Genomic DNA, 14,515 nt, shown 5'->3' with positions numbered 1-14,515 from the left:
CGGGCACACCCATGTCAGCCCGTTAATAGGCAGGGGTTAACCACAGAGACAACCAGCAGTCCATCGTACACGCCGGGACCGAATTCAGCCAATCGGCCTCCGGCACTGCTAGGAGCTCCGAGAACAGGACGGCACGACGCCGGCGCAGCAGCTCGGCCGCACCGGAGCCGCACCGCGGGTTCTACTGACCGATCGGAACCGGGGTGACGCCCAAGGGCTCCAGCTCGGAGGCGCCGCCGTCGGGCGCGGAGAGGACCCAGACGCCGCCCACATGACGGGCCACGGAGTGCTCCCACTGGGAGGCGCGGGATCCGTCGGAGGTGACCACGGTCCAGTCGTCGTCGAGCACATCGGTCTCGATGCCGCCGCGGGTCAGCATGGGCTCGATGGCCAGGGCCATGCCCGGGCGGATCTTGGTGCCCTTCATGTCGGTGGAGTAGTTGAAGACGTCCGGGGGCATATGCATGGCCGAGCCGATGCCGTGACCCACGTAGTCCTCCAGGATGCCCAGCCGCTTGCCGGGCTGAGAGCGGACGTAGTCCTCGATGGCCTCGCCGATCTCCCCGATGTGCTTGGCCTGGGCGAAGGCTGCGATGCCCTGCCACATGGCGCCGCGGGTGATGGCGGAGAGGCGCTCGTCCTCGGAGTCGGCGGTGCCCTCCTCGGAGGAGCCGAGGATGACGGTGCGCGCGGAGTCCGAGTGCCAGCCCTCGATGATGCAGCCGGCGTCGACCTTCAGCACATCCCCGGCCTGGAGCACCCGCTCCCCCGGGATGCCGTGGACGACCTCCTCGTTGACCGAGGCGCAGATATGACCAGGGAAGCCGTGGTAGCCGTAGAAGTTCGGCTCCGCACCCCGCTCGGTCAGATGATCGGCGAACAGCTTGTTCAGCTCGCCGGTGGTCTTCCCCGGAGCCGCCGCTGCGATCACAGCGTCGAGCCCCTCGCAGAGGATGGTGCCGGCGGCATCCATCGAGGAGAGCTGCGCTGCGGACTTCAGCTCCACACGGCCCCGGGAGAAGACACCCATCCGTTCAGGCCTTCAGCGCTTCTGCGATGCGGGCTCCGACCTCTTCGACGGCACCCAGGCCGTCGACCTGCTTCAGCACGCCGCGCTGACGGTACTCCTCGATCATCGGAGCGGTCTCCTGCTCGAAGACTTCCAGACGGTGACGGATGACGTCCTCGGTGTCATCGGCGCGGCCGTCGATCTCGGCACGTCTGACCAGGCGGCTGATCAGCTCCTCGCGGTCCGCGGTGAGCTCCAGGACCACATCCAGCTCGACGTCGAGCCGGGAGGTGATCTCATCGAAGGCGGCCACCTGGGTGCGGTTGCGCGGGTAGCCATCCAGCAGGAAGCCGTCCTTGGCGTCATCCCAGGTGAGACGATCCTCGATCATCCGGTTGGTGACGGAGTCGGGGACCAGGTTGCCGGCGTCGACGTACTTCTGGGCCTCCTTGCCCAGCTCCGTCTGCCCCTTGATGTTCTCCCGGAAGATGTCACCGGTGGAGATGGCGATGATGCCGTGCTCCTCGGAGATCTTCTTGGACTGGGTTCCCTTGCCGGCCCCGGGGGGACCGACGATCAGCATACGAGTCATCGCAGCAGCCCTTCGTAGTTCCGTTGTTCCATCTGTGCGTTGATCTGCTTGACTGTGGTCAAGCCCACACCAACCATAATCAGAATAGACGTTCCGCCGAACGGGAAGTCCTGGTCAGCGCCGATCAGCACAAACGCGATCAGCGGAATCAGGGCGATGAAGCCCAAGTAGAGGGAGCCCGGGAACGTAATACGGGAGATCACGTAGGCCAGATAGTTCTCCGTGGGGCGGCCGGCGCGGATGCCGGGGATGAATCCGCCGTATTTGCGCATGTTCTCCGCGACCTCGTTCGGGTTGAACGTGATGGTCACGTAGAAGTAGGTGAAGCCGATGGTCAGGAAGAAGAAGGTGGCCATGTAGACCGGGTGGGCGCCGGTGCCGAAGTACTGCTGGATCCACTGGCTGATCTGACCCGGCTCCTCCCCCGGCGCAGGCTCGTTGAACTGCATGAGCACCTGCGGGAGCATCAGCACCGAGGAGGAGAAGATGACCGGGATGACGCCGGCCATGTTGACCTTGATCGGGATGTAGGTGGAGGTTCCGCCCACTGTGCGGCGTCCCACCTGCTTCTTGGCGTACTGCACGGGGACGCGACGCTGGGACTGCTCCACGAAGACCACTGCGGCGATGATCGTCAGACCGATCAGGCAGACGATGGTGAAGGTCTGCCAGCCCTGGGTGGTCCAGATGGCCGCCATCGAGCCGGGGAAGCCGGCGGCGATGGAGACGAAGATCAGGATGGACATGCCGTTGCCCACGCCGCGCTCGGTGATCTGCTCACCGAGCCACATGATGACGGCGACGCCGGAGGTCATCACCAGGACCATGAGCAGGATGGTGCCCAGGTTGTCATTGGGGATGATCGGGATCTCGCACTGCAGCAGGGCGCCGGTGCGCGCCATGGAGACCAGCGTGGTGGCCTGCAGGGCGGCCAGGGCGATGGTGATGTAGCGCGTGTACTGCGTCAGCTTGGACTGACCCTGGGGGCCCTCACGCTGCAGGGTCTCGAACCGCGGGATGACCACGCGCAACAGCTGCACGATGATCGCCGCGGTGATGTAGGGCATGATCCCCAGTGCGAAGAGCGACACCTGGAGCATCGCACCGCCGGAGAACATGTTCACGAAGTTGTAGAGGCCGCCGTCGGTGCCGCCCATATCCAGGCACGCCTGAACAGCGTTGTAGTCCACACCGGGTGCCGGGATGAAGGCACCGATCCGGTAGATCGTGATGATCCCGATGGTGAACCAGATCTTCCGGCGCAGGTCGGGTGTCTTGAACACCCTGGCGATAGCGCTGAACAAGCGTCCTCCTCTATGGGTCTGTCGACCACACAGTCAGTCATCCTAACGTGAACGGCCCTCCCCGGTCTCCTTGAGGGAGTCCGGGGAGGGCACAGGTTCACATCAGGCTGATTCTCATTCCGCCTTTGCGGCAGCCTTCAGCGGAAGCTGCTCCACGGAGCCGCCTGCCGCCTTGATCTTCTCCTCAGCGGAGGCCGAGAAGGCGTGAGCCTTCACGTTGACCGCCACGGAGATCTCGCCGGAGCCCAGAACCTTCACCGGGCGGCCCTTCTTGGCCACGCCCTTGGCGATCAGGTCCTCAGCAGCGACGTCGCCGCCCTCCGGGAAGAGCTGGCCCAGCTTGGCCAGGTTCACCGGAGAGTACTCGACGCGGAACGGGTTCTTGAACCCGCGCAGCTTCGGAAGGCGCATGTGCAGCGGAAGCTGACCACCCTCGAAGCCGGCGCGGACCTGGTAACGGGCCTTCGTACCCTTGGTACCACGGCCTGCGGTCTTGCCCTTGGACGCCTCACCACGGCCCACACGAGTGCGGTCCTTGCGAGAGCCGGGGGCTGGACGCAGGTCGTGAACCTTGAGGACACCCTCTTCAGCAGAGGACTGAGCAGAGTTCTTCTCCACCATCATTTCGCCTCCTCAACCTTCACGAGATGCTTCACCGAGTTGAGCATACCCACAGTCACGGCGTCGGCGTCGCGGACCACAGTGTGGCCGATACGCTTCAGACCAAGAGACCGGACGGTCTCGCGGTGCTTGGGGGTAGCGCCGATGAGCGACTTGGTCTGCGTGACCTCCAGCTTGGAGTCACCGACCTTGAAGTTCACTGCGGTGTTGTACTGAACGGCCTTGGCCATCATGCACCTGCCTTCTCGGCACGCGCTGCGCGGTCCTCCTGCATGGTGCGGAGCATCGGAGCGGGTGCCACCTCGTCGAGGGCCAGGCCGCGGCGTGCTGCCACTGCCTCAGGCTCTTCGAGCTGCTTGAGGGCGTCGATGGTGCCGTGCACGATGTTGATGGCGTTCACCGAGCCCATGGACTTGGTCAGCACGTCGTGGATGCCTGCGCACTCCAGGACGGCACGGACCGGACCGCCGGCGATCACACCGGTACCTGCGGATGCGGGACGCAGCAGCACGACGCCGGCCGCTTCCTCACCCTTGACCAGGTGCGGGATGGTGGAGCCCACGCGCGGGACGCGGAAGAAGTTCTTCTTCGCCTCCTCGACACCCTTCTGGATGGCTGCGGGAACCTCCTTGGCCTTGCCGTAGCCGACGCCGACGGTGCCGTCGCCGTCGCCGACGACCACCAGTGCGGTGAAGCTGAAGCGACGACCGCCCTTGACGACCTTGGAGACGCGGTTGATGGTCACGACACGCTCGAGGAACTTGTCCTTCTCCTCATCACGACCGCCGCGGCCACCACGGCCTCCGCGGCCTTCGCTGCGTCCGCCGCGGCCACCACGACCGCCGTCACGGCCGCCGCGCTGGCCCTGGTTCTGCTCGCCCGCGCCCTGAGTCTGCTCAGCAGTCTCGGCAGCGGCCTTCTCGTTGGACTCAGTCACCTGTGCGTCCTTCTCGTTGGTGTTCTCGCTCACAGCTTCAGTCCACCTTCCCGGGCGCCGTCGGCGACGGCGGCCACACGACCGTGGTACTTGTTGCCGCCGCGGTCGAAGACCACGGCTTCGATGCCGGCAGCCTTGGCACGCTCAGCGATCAGCTCGCCGACCTTCTGTGCCTTGGCGGTCTTGTCGCCGTCGAAGCTGCGCAGGTCTGCCTCCATGGTGGAGGCGGAGACCAGAGTGCGGGACTCGAGGTCGTTGACGACCTGAGCGACGATGTGGCGCGCGGAGCGGTTCACCACGAGGCGCGGACGCTCAGCGGAGCCGCTGAGCTTCTTGCGCAGGCGCAGATGGCGACGGCCGCGGGCCGCAGACTTGCTCTTGCCCTGGATACCAATAGCCATGGTTTACTTACCTGCCTTTCCGGCCTTGCGGCGAATCTGCTCGCCCTCATAACGCACGCCCTTGCCCTTGTACGGATCGGGCTTGCGCAGCTTGCGGATGTTCGCGGCGACCTCGCCCACCTGCTGCTTGTCGATGCCGAAGACAGCAAGCTTGTTGGCGCCCTCCACGGTGAAGGTGATGCCCTCGGGGGCCTCGACCGGAACCGGGTGGGAGTAGCCCAGGGCGAACTCCAGGTCCGAGCCCTTCGCCTGCACGCGGTAGCCGGTGCCGACGATCTCGAGCTTCTTGGTGTAGCCCTCGGTGACACCGATGATCATGTTGTTGATCAGGGTGCGGGTCAGACCGTGCAGGGAACGGGACTCGCGCTCGTCGTCGGGACGGGTCACCGTGATGACGCCGTCCTCGAACTCGACGCTGACGCCCTCGGAGAGGGTGCGGTTCAGCTCGCCCTTGGGGCCCTTGACCGAGATCTCGCGGCCGTCGAGCTTGACCTCGACGCCGGCAGGGACAGTGATCGGAAGTTTACCGATGCGTGACATAGTGCTTCGACTCCCTTCCGTTACCAGACGTAGGCGAGGACTTCCCCGCCGACGCCCTTCTTCTGAGCCTGCCGGTCGGTGAGGAGACCGGAGGAGGTGGACAGGATTGCGATGCCCAGGCCGCCCAGCACGTGCGGGAGGTTGTTGGACTTCGCGTAGACGCGCAGACCAGGCTTGGAGATGCGCTTCAGGCCGGCGATCGAGCGCTCACGGCTCGGGCCGAACTTCAGGTCGATGACCAGGGTCTTACCGACCTCGGCCTCTTCCTCGCGGTACTCGGTGATGTAGCCCTCTGCCTTGAGGATGTCGGCGATACGGACCTTCAGCTTGGAGCTGGGCATGGAGACCTGGTCGTGGTATGCCGAGTTGGCGTTGCGCAGACGGGTCAGCATGTCTGCGACTGGGTCAGTCATTGTCATAGGGGCTTATGCCCTTCCTCGCCACGGTTTCCTCATCTCCGGAGATTCCGTGTCCGGAACTCTGGTGAAGGGACCTGCGGCGTAGATGCTTACTGTTCGGTCTTGAAGGGGAAGCCCAGGGCACGCAGCAGCGCGCGGCCTTCCTCGTCAGTCTTGGCGGTGGTCACCACAGTGATGTCCATGCCGCGCGGACGGTCGATCTTGTCCTGGTCGATCTCGTGGAAGACCGCCTGCTCGGACAGACCGAAGGTGTAGTTGCCGTTGCCGTCGAACTGGTTGGCACTCAGGCCACGGAAGTCGCGGATGCGCGGCAGCGCGAAGGTCACAAGGCGGTCCAGGAACTCCCACATGCGGTCGCCACGCAGAGTGGTGAACGCACCGATCGGCTGGCCCTCACGCAGCTTGAACTGCGCGATGGACTTCCGAGCGCGGGTGATCTTGGGCTTCTGACCGGTGATGTTGGTCAGGTCCTCGACGGCGCCCTGGATCAGCTTGTTGTCGCGAGCAGCCTCGCCGACGCCCATGTTGACCACGACCTTGACCAGGCCGGGGACCTCCATGACGTTGGAGTATCCGAACTCCTCCTGCAGGGAGGCGCGGATCTCCTCGCGGTACTTGGTCTTGAAGCGGGGGGTGATCTTCTGAGTCACGCTCTGCACCTCGGTCATCACAGCTCCTTTCCGGAGGCCTTGGCAAAGCGGACCTTGGTGGTCTCGCCCTCGCCGTTCTCCTCGAACCGGAAGCCGACACGAGTCGGCTTGCCGGTCTCCGGGTCAACCACAGCCACATTCGAGATGTGCAGCGGAGCCTCGGACTCGACGATGCCGCCCTCGGTGTTGCCGAACTGACCAGCGCGGAGGTGACGCTTCACTCGGTTGACGCCCTCGACGACCACGCGCTCCTCGGCGGGCAGGACCTGCAGGACCTTGCCCTGCTTGCCCTTGTCCTTGCCTGCGAGCACCTGGACGAGGTCGTCCTTCTTGATCTTGTTGGCCATGAGTCAGAGCACCTCCGGGGCGAGAGAGACGATCTTCATGAACTTCTGGTCGCGAAGCTCGCGCCCGACGGGGCCGAAGATACGGGTGCCGCGCGGATCCTGGGTGTCACCCTTGAGGATGACGGCAGCGTTCTCGTCGAAGCTGATGTAGGAGCCGTCGTTGCGACGGGTCTTCTTACGGGTACGCACGATGACGCCCTTGACGACGTCACCCTTCTTGACGTTGCCGCCCGGGATGGCATCCTTCACGGTGGCGACGAATGTGTCGCCGATACCTGCGTAGCGGCGTCCGGATCCGCCGAGAACACGGATGACAAGGAGTTCCTTGGCACCGGTGTTGTCGGCGATCTTGAGCCGCGATTCCTGCTGAATCACTTGGTTTCTCCTGTCGTCGCACTGGTTCTCCCCCGAAGACCGGGTGAGCCTTGTGGAACTTCTAGAATGAACAACTCCCCCGCCGCTTACCCACCCGATCCTGACGGTCAGTCAGTGTGGTGACCGGATGGCCGAGGCGGCCCTGGGGGACGTGCGCTGTCCGCGGCGACTCGACGAGTCAACGCATACGGGCGCACAACCTCAATATCATACACGAAACAGAAAAAGACCCCAACCCGGAGCCGAGTTGGGGTCTTGATCTATGACGCGCTGTGCGGCGTCGGGAGGCTGCCTAGCGGATCACTTGGCCTTCTCGACGACGCGCACCAGGCGCCAGCGCTTGCTCGCGGAGAGCGGGCGGGTCTCGGCGATCTGGACGATGTCGCCCACACCTGCCTCACCGTTCTCGTCATGAGCCTTGAACTTGCTGTGGCTCTTCATGACTTTGCCGTAGAGCGAGTGCTTCTTGCGGTCCTCGACCTCGACCACGATGGTCTTCTCCATCTTGTCCGAGACGACGACGCCGCGCAGGTTCTTACGGTAGTTGCGCTCCGGAGCAGCGTCTGCTGTGCTGTTCTGCTCTGCCATGGTCAGTCCTCAGTCTTCTCTTCGCTGGTCTCGGCCTCGTCCTCGCCGGAGGCGATGACCTCACGGATGCCGAGCTCACGCTCACGCAGGATGGTGTAGATCCGTGCGATGTCACGCTTGACGGCCTTCAGACGGCTGGAGTTCTCCAGCTGACCGGTGGCCGACTGGAAACGCAGGTTGAAGAGCTCTTCCTTGGCGCTGCGCAGAGACTCGGCGAGTGCTGCGTCATCCATCTCTGCCAGTTTCTCCACTGCCAGATCCTTGGTTCCGACTGCCATCTTCACTCACCACTCTCTCGGCTGATCACGCGTGCCTTCATCGGCAGCTTGTGGATTGCCAGACGCAGGGCCTCCTTGGCGACCTCTTCGCTGACACCGGACAGCTCGAACATCACGCGTCCGGGTTTCACGTTGGCGACCCACCACTCGGGGGAACCCTTACCGGAGCCCATGCGGACCTCAGCAGGCTTCTTGGTGAGCGGGTGGTCCGGGTAGATGTTGATCCAGACCTTACCGCCACGCTTGATGTAGCGGGTCATGGCGATACGAGCGGACTCGATCTGACGGTTGGTCACGTAGGCCGGAGCCAGTGCCTGGATGCCGTACTCGCCGAAGGCAAGCTCAGTGCCGCCCTTGGCTCGGCCGCCACGCTTGGGCTTATGCGGCTTACGGAACTTGACGCGCTTAGGCATCAACATCAGTTCTGCCCTCCTTCTGCGGCAGGTGCCTCGGCCGCCGGCGCTGCAGCGGCCTCAGCCTGCTGCGGTGCCTGCTGGTCCCCGCGGGAGCGGCCACCACGACGACGACGCTCGCCGCCGCGACCACCACGGTCGTTGCGACCGCGGCCGGACGGCTGGGAGGCCTGCTGGGCAGCGAGCTCCTTGGAGGTCAGGTCGCCCTTGTAGACCCAGACCTTCACGCCGATGCGACCGAAGGTGGTCTTGGCCTCGTGCTTGCCGAAGTCGATGTTCGCACGCAGGGTGTGCAGCGGCACGCGACCCTCGCGGTAGAACTCCGAACGGGACATCTCAGCGCCGCCCAGACGACCGGAGCACTGGATACGGATACCCTTGGCACCGGAACGCATGGCGGAGGAGATGGCCTTCTTCATCGCGCGGCGGAAGGCCACACGTGCGGCCAGCTGCTCGGCGACGCCCTGCGCGACCAGCTGAGCGTCGGTCTCAGGGCTCTTGACCTCGAGGATGTTCAGCTGGATCTGCTTGGAGGTGAGCTTCTCCAGCTCACCGCGGATGCGATCTGCCTCAGCACCGCGGCGGCCGATCACGATGCCCGGACGCGCAGTGTGGATGTCCACACGGACGCGGTCGCGGGTCCGCTCGATCTCGACCTTCGAGATGCCGGCGCGCTCGACGCTCTTCTCCAGCAGCTCGCGGATCTGGACGTCTTCCTTCACGAAGTCCTTGTAACGCTGACCCTCTTTGCTGGAGTCGGCGAACCAGTGGGAGACGTGGTCAGTGGTGACGCCCAGACGGAAACCATTGGGGTTGATCTTCTGTCCCACTACTGATCCCCACCTTTCTCTTCCGTACCGACCACGATGCTCACGTGGCTGGTGCGCTTGTTGATGCGGTATGCGCGGCCCTGAGCACGGGGGCGGAACCGCTTCATGGTCGGGCCTTCGTCGACGCGTGCCTCGGTGATGTAGTAATCGTCCTCATTGAAGGCGACACCGTCCTTGTCCGCGTGCTGGCGAGCGTTCGCCAGAGCGGAGGCCACCACCTTGTACACCGGCTCAGATGCGCCCTGCGGGGCGAACTGCAGGATGGCCAGTGCCTCGTTGGCCTGCTTGCCGCGGACAAGGTCGACGACGCGCCGGGCCTTCATAGGCGTCACACGCAGGTAGCGCGCAATTGCCTTGGCTTCCATTGCTTTCCTTCTCTCGTCTTGTCTAGAAGTTCAAACGCTGCAGAACCCTCGCGGGGTCAGCGGCGCTTGCCCTTCTTGTCGTCCTTCACATGGCCGCGGAAAGTGCGCGTCGGGGCGAACTCGCCGAGCTTGTGCCCGACCATCGACTCAGTGATGAACACGGGGATGTGCTTACGTCCGTCGTGCACGGCGATGGTGTGGCCGAGCATGTCCGGGATGATCATCGAACGGCGGGACCAGGTCTTGATGACGTTCTTGGTGCCCTTTTCGTTCTCAGCGTCGACCTTCAGGTACAGGTGCTGATCAACGAAGGGGCCCTTCTTCAAGCTGCGTGGCATGTCTCCAGGCTCCTATCGCTTGTTCTTGGTACGACGGCGACGCACGATGAGCTTGTCGCTTTCCTTGTTGGGACGACGGGTGCGACCCTCGGGCTTGCCGTTCGGGTTGACCGGGTGACGGCCGCCGGAGGTCTTGCCCTCGCCACCACCGTGCGGGTGGTCGACCGGGTTCATGACCACACCGCGGACAGTCGGGCGGACGCCCTTCCACCGCATACGGCCGGCCTTGCCCCAGTTGAGGTTCGACTGCTCGGCGTTGCCCACCTGGCCGAGGGTTGCGCGGCAGCGCACGTCGACGTTGCGGACCTCACCGGAGGGCAGACGCAGCTGGGCGTACTTGCCCTCGCGGGCCACCAGCTGGATGGAGGCACCTGCGGAGCGGCCCATCTTGGCGCCGCCGCCGGGGCGCAGCTCCACAGCGTGGATCTGAGTGCCCAGGGGGATGTTGCGCAGCGGCAGGTTGTTGCCGGGCTTGATGTCGGCGTTGGGGCCGGACTCCACGGCGTCGCCCTGCTTCAGCTTGGCCGGAGCCAAGATGTAGCGCTTGGTGCCGTCGACGAAGTGCAGCAGCGCGATGCGGGCGGTGCGGTTGGGGTCGTACTCGATGTGAGCGACCTTCGCCGGCACGCCGTCCTTGTCCGAACGGCGGAAGTCCACCATGCGGTACTGACGCTTGTGGCCGCCGCCCTTGTGGCGGGTGGTGATCTTGCCCGAGCTGTTGCGGCCGCCCGACTTGGACAGCGGCTTCAGCAGGGACTTCTCCGGGGTGTCCCGGGTGATCTCTGCAAAGTCGGCCACGGACGAGCCGCGCTGGCCCGGTGTGGTCGGCTTGAGGTTACGGATAGCCATGTTCTTCTTCCTCGATTAAGTGGTCTCCGACCGGCTTCAGCCGACCGGACCTCCGAAGATGTCAATGTTGAAGCCCTCTTTGAGGGTCACGACTGCACGCTTGGTGCTGTTGCGCTGACCCCAGCCGAAGCGCGTGCGCTTCCGCTTGCCCGGGCGGTTGATGGTGTTGACCGAGTCGACCTTGACGGAGAAGATCTTCTCCACCGCGTACTTGATCTCGGACTTGGTGGCCTTGGGGTCGACGAGGAAGGTGTACTTGCCCTCGTCGATGTTGGCGTAGGACTTCTCCGAGACGACCGGCGCGATGACCACGTCCCGCGGATCCTTTTCAGTCAGGACGCTCACTTGGACTCCTCCTCGGTGTTGATGCGCTTCCCAGCCCCATCGGTATGTGCGAGGAAGGCGTCGTAGCCGGCCTGGGTGAACACGACGTCGTCGGAGACGATGACGTCGTAGGTGTTCAGCTGGTCGGCGTAGAGAGTGTGGACGGTCGGCAGGTTGCGGGTCGACAGCGCTGCGGCGTCGTCGCTGCGGTCGATCACCACCAGCCAGTTGCGGTTCGCGCCGCCCAGGCCGGCCAGTGCTTCCTTGGCGGCCTTGGTGGACGGTGTGCCGGAGACCAGTGCGTCGACCACGAGGACGCGGCCGTTGCGAGCCCGATCGGAGAGGGCGCCGCGCAGAGCAGCGGCCTTCATCTTCTTCGGGGTCTTCTGGCCGTAGCTGCGCGGAACCGGGCCGTGCACGACGCCGCCGCCGATCATGTGCGGGGCCTTCATGGAGCCCTGACGCGCGCGACCGGTCCCCTTCTGGCGGAACGGCTTGGTTCCGGTGCCGGAGACCTCGGAACGGGTCTTGGCCTTGTGGGTGCCCTGGCGGGCTGCCGCCTGCTGCGCCACGACGACCTGGTGGATCAGCGAGACGTTGGTGTTGGCGTCGAAGACCTCTGCGGGGAGGTCGACGGAAACCTTGTTGGCCATGTGGATCATGCTCCCTTCACTGCGGTGCGGACCAGGACGACCTGGCCACGAGCACCGGGAACGGCGCCCTTGATGAGCAGCAGGTTCTTCTCGGCGTCCACTGCGTGAACGGTGAGGTTGTGCGTGGTCTGGCGGTTGTTGCCCATGCGGCCGGCCATGCGCACACCCTTGAAGACGCGGCCAGGGGTGGCTGCGCCACCGATGGCACCCGGCTTGCGGTGGTTCTTGTGCTGACCGTGGGATGCGCCCACACCGGCGAAGCCGTGACGCTTCATGACACCGGCGAAGCCCTTGCCCTTGGTCTTGCCGACGACGTCGACCTTCTGTCCGGCCTCGAATGCCTCGACGTTCAGGTCCTGACCGAGGTCGTACTCGGAGGCGTCAGCGGTACGGACCTCGACGACGTGGCGGCGCGGGGTCACGCCTGCCTTCTCGAAGTGTCCGGCCAGCGGCTTGGTGACCTTGCGAGGATCGATCTGGCCGTAGCCGATCTGGACGGCGTTGTAGCCGTCGTTCTCGCTGTTGCGGATCTGGGTGACGACGTTGGAGTCGGCCTGCACGACAGTGACCGGGATGAGGGTGTTGTCCTCGTCCCAGACCTGGGTCATGCCGAGCTTCGTGCCCAGCAGCCCCTTGACGTTCAGTTCAACGCGGGAAATGTTGGTCATAGTCTCTCAGCACCTCCCTGCTTCAGAGCTTGATCTCGATGTTGACGTCAGCAGGCAGGTCGAGCCGCATGAGCGAGTCGACGGCCTTCGGCGTCGGGTCCACGATGTCGATGAGGCGCTTGTGGGTGCGCATCTCGAAGTGCTCGCGGCTGTCCTTGTACTTGTGGGGAGAACGGATCACGGCGTACACGTTCTTCTCGGTGGGAAGCGGCACGGGGCCGACGACCGTTGCACCTGCACGCGTGACCGTGTCGACGATCTTCCGGGCCGAAGTGTCGATGACCTCGTGGTCATAGGACTTCAGCCGGATGCGGATTTTCTGTCCCGCCATGGCGACAAGCCTCTCTGTTCATGGTTCGTCTCGTCATTCGTCGCAGCCCAGTGACGCGAGTCCTCGCGAACTCACAGAAAGGCGTCTTCCACAGTGGGGACCTTCTGCTGTTATGGGCTGCCCGACAGGATGAATCCGCTGCAGGCCCTGATGGCCTCAGTGGGTTCCTCACCCTGCCGGTGACCGGCCCCCGCGGTCGGGCGTGTCGCTTAGATGAGCAGAAGATTTCTGCGCACAGCAGTACACCCGCGGTGTGCCGGCTTCGATGTGGTGGTCTATCAGCTCACACAATCAGTTGCCATGAAGACATACCTCTGCGTGAACAACTTGTCTATTCTGACACACGAAGGCCCCCGACGCAAAGCGTCGGGGGCCTTCGTGTATCAGAGGCTGACTAGGAGCCCAGGATCATCACTTGATGATCTTGGTGACCTTGCCGGAGCCCACGGTGCGGCCACCCTCACGGATGGCGAAGCCGAGGCCCTCCTCCATTGCGATCGGCTGGATGAGCTCGACCGTCATCTCGGTGTTGTCACCGGGCATGACCATCTCGGTACCCTCGGGCAGCTCGATGACACCGGTCACGTCAGTAGTCCGGAAGTAGAACTGCGGACGGTAGTTGGTGTAGAAGGGGTTGTGACGGCCGCCCTCATCCTTGGACAGGATGTAGACGTTCGCCTCGAAGTTGGTGTGCGGGGTGATGGAGCCGGGGGCTGCCACGACCTGGCCGCGCTCAACGTCGTCACGCTTCAGACCGCGAAGCAGCAGACCGCAGTTCTCGCCTGCCCATGCCTCGTCGAGCTGCTTGTGGAACATCTCGATACCGGTGACGGTGGTCTTCTGCTTCTCGCGGATGCCGAGGATCTCGACGTCGGAGTTGATGCCCAGGGTGCCACGCTCGGCACGACCGGTGACCACGGTGCCGCGGCCGGTGATGGTGAAGACGTCCTCGATGGGCATGAGGAACGGCTTGTCCTTGTCACGCTCCGGCTCGGGGATGTACTCGTCGACGGCGTCCATCAGGTCCTCGACGGTCTTGACCCACTCGGCGTCGCCCTCGAGGGCCTTCAGGCCGGAGGTGCGGATGACCGGTGCGTTGTCGCCGTCGAACTCCTGCTCGGACAGCAGCTCGCGGACCTCCATCTCGACGAGGTCCAGCAGCTCCTCGTCCTCGACCATGTCGGACTTGTTCAGAGCCACCAGCAGTGCCGGGACGCCCACCTGGCGGGCCAGCAGCACGTGCTCGCGGGTCTGTGCCATCGGGCCGTCGGTGGCGGCGACCACGAGGATCGCGCCGTCCATCTGAGCAGCACCGGTGATCATGTTCTTCACGTAGTCAGCGTGACCCGGAGCGTCGACGTGTGCGTAGTGACGCTTCTCGGTCTGGTACTCCACGTGGGACACATTGATCGTGATGCCGCGCTCGCGCTCCTCGGGAGCGTTGTCGATGGACGCGAAGTCACGCTGGTCGTTCAGCTCCGGGTACTTGTCGCCCAGAACCTTGGAGATGGCGGCAGTCAGGGTGGTCTTGCCGTGGTCGACGTGACCGATGGTGCCGATGTTGAGGTGCGGCTTGCTCCGCTCGAACTTTGCCTTGGCCACAGGTTCCTCCTATAGAACTTGTTCAGGTCAGAAGACTTACTTCAGCCGCACGGGTGTCGAGGCTGAAACTTTCGCAAGTCT

At 64.4% G+C, this 14,515-nt stretch carries 24 protein-coding genes; all 24 read right to left on the bottom strand.

Translation table 11 applies throughout. The features are described 5' to 3' along the window. Nucleotides 1-181: 181 nt before the first annotated feature. Nucleotides 182-1,030: a type I methionyl aminopeptidase gene (gene map / locus IEW85_RS08255; protein ID WP_188684557.1), complete on the bottom strand. Its 849-nt coding sequence runs from the start codon at nucleotides 1,028-1,030 to the stop codon at nucleotides 182-184. A 4-nt stretch (nucleotides 1,031-1,034) separates the two neighbouring features. Next, nucleotides 1,035-1,601 carry an adenylate kinase gene (locus IEW85_RS08250; RefSeq protein WP_188684555.1) on the bottom strand — a complete coding sequence of 189 codons (567 nt, stop codon included), beginning with the start codon at nucleotides 1,599-1,601 and terminating at the stop codon, nucleotides 1,035-1,037. Then, nucleotides 1,598-2,905, bottom strand: coding sequence for a preprotein translocase subunit SecY (gene secY, locus IEW85_RS08245; protein WP_188684553.1), 1,308 nt, complete (start codon nucleotides 2,903-2,905; stop codon nucleotides 1,598-1,600). Before secY ends, IEW85_RS08250 begins: the two co-directional genes overlap by 4 nt. A gap of 114 nt (nucleotides 2,906-3,019) precedes the next feature. Then, nucleotides 3,020-3,526, bottom strand: a complete 507-nt coding sequence (gene rplO, locus IEW85_RS08240) for a 50S ribosomal protein L15 (RefSeq protein ID WP_188684551.1) — start codon at nucleotides 3,524-3,526, stop codon at nucleotides 3,020-3,022. Beyond that, nucleotides 3,526-3,756, bottom strand: coding sequence for a 50S ribosomal protein L30 (gene rpmD / locus IEW85_RS08235; RefSeq protein ID WP_188684549.1), 231 nt, complete (start codon nucleotides 3,754-3,756; stop codon nucleotides 3,526-3,528). The genes rplO and rpmD overlap by 1 nt, the downstream gene beginning before the upstream one ends. Next, the gene (rpsE, locus tag IEW85_RS08230; protein ID WP_188684547.1) at nucleotides 3,756-4,496 is read right to left on the bottom strand and encodes a 30S ribosomal protein S5; all 741 of its coding nucleotides are present in this window, start codon (nucleotides 4,494-4,496) and stop codon (nucleotides 3,756-3,758) included. The genes rpmD and rpsE overlap by 1 nt, the downstream gene beginning before the upstream one ends. Beyond that, a complete protein-coding gene (gene rplR, locus IEW85_RS08225) occupies nucleotides 4,493-4,864 on the bottom strand; it encodes a 50S ribosomal protein L18 (RefSeq protein ID WP_188684545.1) in 372 nt (123 codons plus the stop codon). The genes rpsE and rplR overlap by 4 nt, the downstream gene beginning before the upstream one ends. A 3-nt stretch (nucleotides 4,865-4,867) precedes the next feature. Then, the gene (gene rplF / locus IEW85_RS08220; RefSeq protein WP_188684543.1) at nucleotides 4,868-5,404 is read right to left on the bottom strand and encodes a 50S ribosomal protein L6; all 537 of its coding nucleotides are present in this window, start codon (nucleotides 5,402-5,404) and stop codon (nucleotides 4,868-4,870) included. Nucleotides 5,405-5,424: 20 nt separating this feature from the next. Further along, a complete protein-coding gene (rpsH, locus tag IEW85_RS08215; protein ID WP_188684541.1) occupies nucleotides 5,425-5,823 on the bottom strand; it encodes a 30S ribosomal protein S8 in 399 nt (132 codons plus the stop codon). Between the two features lie 89 nt (nucleotides 5,824-5,912). Then, nucleotides 5,913-6,491 (bottom strand): 50S ribosomal protein L5, encoded by a 579-nt coding sequence (gene rplE, locus IEW85_RS08210; protein ID WP_188684539.1) that lies wholly within the window; start codon nucleotides 6,489-6,491, stop codon nucleotides 5,913-5,915. Further along, nucleotides 6,491-6,820 (bottom strand): 50S ribosomal protein L24, encoded by a 330-nt coding sequence (rplX, locus tag IEW85_RS08205; RefSeq protein WP_188684537.1) that lies wholly within the window; start codon nucleotides 6,818-6,820, stop codon nucleotides 6,491-6,493. Before rplX ends, rplE begins: the two co-directional genes overlap by 1 nt. A gap of 3 nt (nucleotides 6,821-6,823) precedes the next feature. Next, the gene (rplN, locus tag IEW85_RS08200) at nucleotides 6,824-7,195 is read right to left on the bottom strand and encodes a 50S ribosomal protein L14 (protein WP_188684535.1); all 372 of its coding nucleotides are present in this window, start codon (nucleotides 7,193-7,195) and stop codon (nucleotides 6,824-6,826) included. Between the two features lie 300 nt (nucleotides 7,196-7,495). Then, nucleotides 7,496-7,783 carry a 30S ribosomal protein S17 gene (gene rpsQ / locus IEW85_RS08195; protein ID WP_188684533.1) on the bottom strand — a complete coding sequence of 96 codons (288 nt, stop codon included), beginning with the start codon at nucleotides 7,781-7,783 and terminating at the stop codon, nucleotides 7,496-7,498. A gap of 2 nt (nucleotides 7,784-7,785) precedes the next feature. Continuing rightward, on the bottom strand, nucleotides 7,786-8,061 hold the full coding sequence (gene rpmC / locus IEW85_RS08190) for a 50S ribosomal protein L29 (RefSeq protein WP_188684531.1): 276 nt from the start codon (nucleotides 8,059-8,061) through the stop codon (nucleotides 7,786-7,788). A 2-nt stretch (nucleotides 8,062-8,063) separates the two neighbouring features. Beyond that, nucleotides 8,064-8,480, bottom strand: coding sequence for a 50S ribosomal protein L16 (gene rplP / locus IEW85_RS08185; protein WP_188684529.1), 417 nt, complete (start codon nucleotides 8,478-8,480; stop codon nucleotides 8,064-8,066). Then, nucleotides 8,480-9,304: a 30S ribosomal protein S3 gene (rpsC, locus tag IEW85_RS08180; RefSeq protein WP_188684526.1), complete on the bottom strand. Its 825-nt coding sequence runs from the start codon at nucleotides 9,302-9,304 to the stop codon at nucleotides 8,480-8,482. Before rpsC ends, rplP begins: the two co-directional genes overlap by 1 nt. Continuing rightward, nucleotides 9,304-9,669, bottom strand: coding sequence for a 50S ribosomal protein L22 (gene rplV, locus IEW85_RS08175; protein WP_188684525.1), 366 nt, complete (start codon nucleotides 9,667-9,669; stop codon nucleotides 9,304-9,306). The genes rpsC and rplV overlap by 1 nt, the downstream gene beginning before the upstream one ends. 56 nt (nucleotides 9,670-9,725) lie before the next feature. Next, entirely contained in the window at nucleotides 9,726-10,007 is a 282-nt protein-coding gene (gene rpsS, locus IEW85_RS08170) for a 30S ribosomal protein S19 (protein ID WP_188684523.1), read from the bottom strand. Between the two features lie 12 nt (nucleotides 10,008-10,019). Then, complete coding sequence (gene rplB, locus IEW85_RS08165) at nucleotides 10,020-10,856, bottom strand: 50S ribosomal protein L2 (RefSeq protein WP_188684522.1); 837 nt, start codon at nucleotides 10,854-10,856, stop codon at nucleotides 10,020-10,022. A gap of 36 nt (nucleotides 10,857-10,892) precedes the next feature. Next, on the bottom strand, nucleotides 10,893-11,201 hold the full coding sequence (gene rplW / locus IEW85_RS08160) for a 50S ribosomal protein L23 (protein WP_188684520.1): 309 nt from the start codon (nucleotides 11,199-11,201) through the stop codon (nucleotides 10,893-10,895). Continuing rightward, on the bottom strand, nucleotides 11,198-11,833 hold the full coding sequence (rplD, locus tag IEW85_RS08155; protein WP_188684518.1) for a 50S ribosomal protein L4: 636 nt from the start codon (nucleotides 11,831-11,833) through the stop codon (nucleotides 11,198-11,200). The genes rplW and rplD overlap by 4 nt, the downstream gene beginning before the upstream one ends. Nucleotides 11,834-11,838: 5 nt before the next feature. Further along, nucleotides 11,839-12,501: a 50S ribosomal protein L3 gene (gene rplC / locus IEW85_RS08150; protein ID WP_188684516.1), complete on the bottom strand. Its 663-nt coding sequence runs from the start codon at nucleotides 12,499-12,501 to the stop codon at nucleotides 11,839-11,841. 22 nt (nucleotides 12,502-12,523) lie between these two features. Next, nucleotides 12,524-12,832 carry a 30S ribosomal protein S10 gene (gene rpsJ, locus IEW85_RS08145; protein ID WP_022871716.1) on the bottom strand — a complete coding sequence of 103 codons (309 nt, stop codon included), beginning with the start codon at nucleotides 12,830-12,832 and terminating at the stop codon, nucleotides 12,524-12,526. A gap of 411 nt (nucleotides 12,833-13,243) precedes the next feature. Further along, the gene (gene tuf / locus IEW85_RS08140; RefSeq protein ID WP_188684514.1) at nucleotides 13,244-14,434 is read right to left on the bottom strand and encodes an elongation factor Tu; all 1,191 of its coding nucleotides are present in this window, start codon (nucleotides 14,432-14,434) and stop codon (nucleotides 13,244-13,246) included. Between the last annotated feature and the right edge of the window lie 81 nt (nucleotides 14,435-14,515).

It is taken from the genome of Nesterenkonia cremea (assembly GCF_014642675.1).
Lineage (GTDB): Bacteria > Actinomycetota > Actinomycetes > Actinomycetales > Micrococcaceae > Nesterenkonia > Nesterenkonia cremea.
Note: the sequence above shows the minus strand (reverse complement) of the source record. Positions and strands in the feature narration are given on the sequence as shown.